Source organism: Psychrobacter sp. ASPA161_6, from assembly GCF_051970285.1.
GTDB lineage: Bacteria > Pseudomonadota > Gammaproteobacteria > Pseudomonadales > Moraxellaceae > Psychrobacter > Psychrobacter glaciei.
The window spans coordinates 1-2,226 of sequence record NZ_JBEFNJ010000011.1 but is presented as its reverse complement, the minus strand read 5'-3'; the positions used below and the strand labels follow the sequence as shown (position 1 = coordinate 2,226).

Here is a 2,226-nt window from a genome sequence, read left to right as displayed (position 1 = left end):
TAAGTCATTTTGCCTTTTCTCTCTACCATGTCTCTAAGTATCGACCTAGACACCTCTTGCAAGGCAAATCTAGCGACTCTGCGTGTCACATAATCAATATTTTGGGATATTAAAGAATTTTCGTCATTCGGCTGTATCCCTTGCGGTTCGGGCGTGGCCTGCAATTTCCCATGTATACCAAGGAGCGGTGTATTTTGCGCGTGTGTGCGTCGCGGTCGGGGGAGCACGTACACCACACGCGCATCAACTTGAAAAGATGGTGTGAGGAGGTCTATTGGAGGTGTAAGGGGGGTAATATTCATGTATAATTAGTCCTATCATGCAAATGATAAAGCCCTGTAGGATGCCAGTCCTTAGCAGGGCTTTTTATTGTCTATTGAAAAGGCGCAATGCCAGTCAAAATAGAGCCTATGTGTAGATACAAACCTTGAATGTTTTCTCTCATAGATGCGTCAGTTTCATCGTCAACGATAGTCCCTTCGTGTTCCTCTAGGTCTTCCGCTAAACGACCCAATGCAAACTGCACAAGGTGCAGAGCTTCGGGCTGCATGGTTATATTAACTGTCGTCATCTTCTTCCTCTTGGTTAACTTTACGGAGTAAATCAGCGGTTTGTTCGCTGACATCTGCTAGATTGCGGTTAAAAAACGTCTTGGCTTGTGACATTGTTAATTTTTCATTTTCGAGCAAAGTGAGTAATTCAATTGAATACTGGAGATGCGGTTTAACATCGTTTAACAACTCATTGATGAGCGTTGCTTTTGGCTTGTCCGATAACGAGGATAATTCTGTCAGTAAATTAAAGATTTCATCGTCAAGCGTTAAATTAACTCTATTTCGTTGCTTTTGCATATAGTAACCTATTTGTTTATTGGTAACCAGTAAAATATATATAGTACTAGAGTATTGAGAATCTGTGGTAGTGCCTTAACGCTAGTTGCTTGAAAAAAACCAAGCAACCGCTACAGGCTAAACTTCAAGAACTATGACTGCTGTGTAGAAAAAAGCTGTTAACTGAAGGGCGAGGGAACTTCTGCTAATAGGTTGCGAGCACTTCGGCATGAGCCATTAAGAATTTACACGTAGTTTCTACCCGAAGGGAGAAACGTCTAAGCGTGCCTTTGCAACAACGCAACAATGCAACAATGCAACAGAAAAACAGAAAAACAGAAAACAGAAAAACAGAAAAACGGTATACCTAGAGATTACTTAGGTATACCGAGGTATACCCAACTAAGACATATTTTTAATAAGCTCACCTGCATAAAGCTGTGCCAATCCCATAACAAAATCATTCAGTGAGGTAGTATTATTTTTATAATCTTTTTCGACTAACTCAAGAACATAAGCACGTTTTTCATATTTAAGAATTAAATCCCAAATCTTTAATGGTAACTCTCTAACCTCAATACTGGTTTCATCAGTATCATCAACCAGTTCTTCATCTGTAACTTTTTTGATGCCTAATAACTCTTTTAAACCCTTAGACCAGACTAACTGCTGTTTACCCTTAAATACGTCAGCAAACTGCTTAAATAGCGTTTTGTAGTGGTTATTGGTAGCTGCACCCCTAAGAAGGTCAAAAGGAGTAAGAGAGCCATTTAATCCCGTTTTTAGGTGTCCTTTGGTGAGTTCGTTTTCTAAACCCCATTTGGTGACATATTTGGCAGCATAAGTACCATTACGAACATCAACCCCATGTATAAGGTCAGGAGCTTTTAAACCTGCTTTGGTACAACAATCTATCCATTGGAGAGATAAAGAAAGCTGCATACTCTTGATGTCGATACTGCGGTCAAAAAAGAAAATCATATGATAGTGAGGATGCCAGCCATTGCCTTCCCCATACGTAACTTCGGTTGCAACTATACGACCCTTATAGCCTAAGTCTTTAAAATATTTTTTGACGGCTCTTTTTTCCCAAAACTTAACGAAGGCCTTTTTTTGACCTGAAAGGAGCTGATCCAAATCATCGCCCTTGTGATGGGAATTAGTGAAGGTGACTAAGTAGGCGTGGCCACCTGCTTGTGTCCAGCTATCCAAACCTTGCTTTAACTCTGTACGTCTACCTTCGGTAATAGTCATGCTGCAAATGGGACAATTCCAAACCGAATAGCACCGTTGAAGGTTGCCAAAGTTGGCCTGTTCCCTTTCTACGTTATAAAAAAGGGTTACACCCTTTTGCTTGCTAATTCGTGCCCTTAAACAATTACGAACCTGATGAACG

Annotated in this window: 4 protein-coding genes; all 4 read right to left on the bottom strand. The window is 40.5% G+C overall.

Annotation, left to right across the window (positions count from 1 at the left end; translation table 11 throughout):
- Positions 1-302: hypothetical protein (locus tag ACTQ9T_RS14530; protein ID WP_440465486.1), on the bottom strand; the 302-nt coding region annotated here is incomplete at its 3' end.
- 71 nt (positions 303-373) lie between these two features.
- Positions 374-571, bottom strand: coding sequence for a hypothetical protein (locus ACTQ9T_RS14525; RefSeq protein WP_440465485.1), 198 nt, complete (start codon positions 569-571; stop codon positions 374-376).
- Positions 558-851 carry a hypothetical protein gene (locus ACTQ9T_RS14520; protein WP_440465484.1) on the bottom strand — a complete coding sequence of 98 codons (294 nt, stop codon included), beginning with the start codon at positions 849-851 and terminating at the stop codon, positions 558-560. Before ACTQ9T_RS14520 ends, ACTQ9T_RS14525 begins: the two co-directional genes overlap by 14 nt.
- A 381-nt stretch (positions 852-1,232) precedes the next feature.
- On the bottom strand, positions 1,233-2,226 hold a 994-nt coding region (locus ACTQ9T_RS14515), incomplete at its 5' end, for a protein rep (RefSeq protein WP_440465483.1).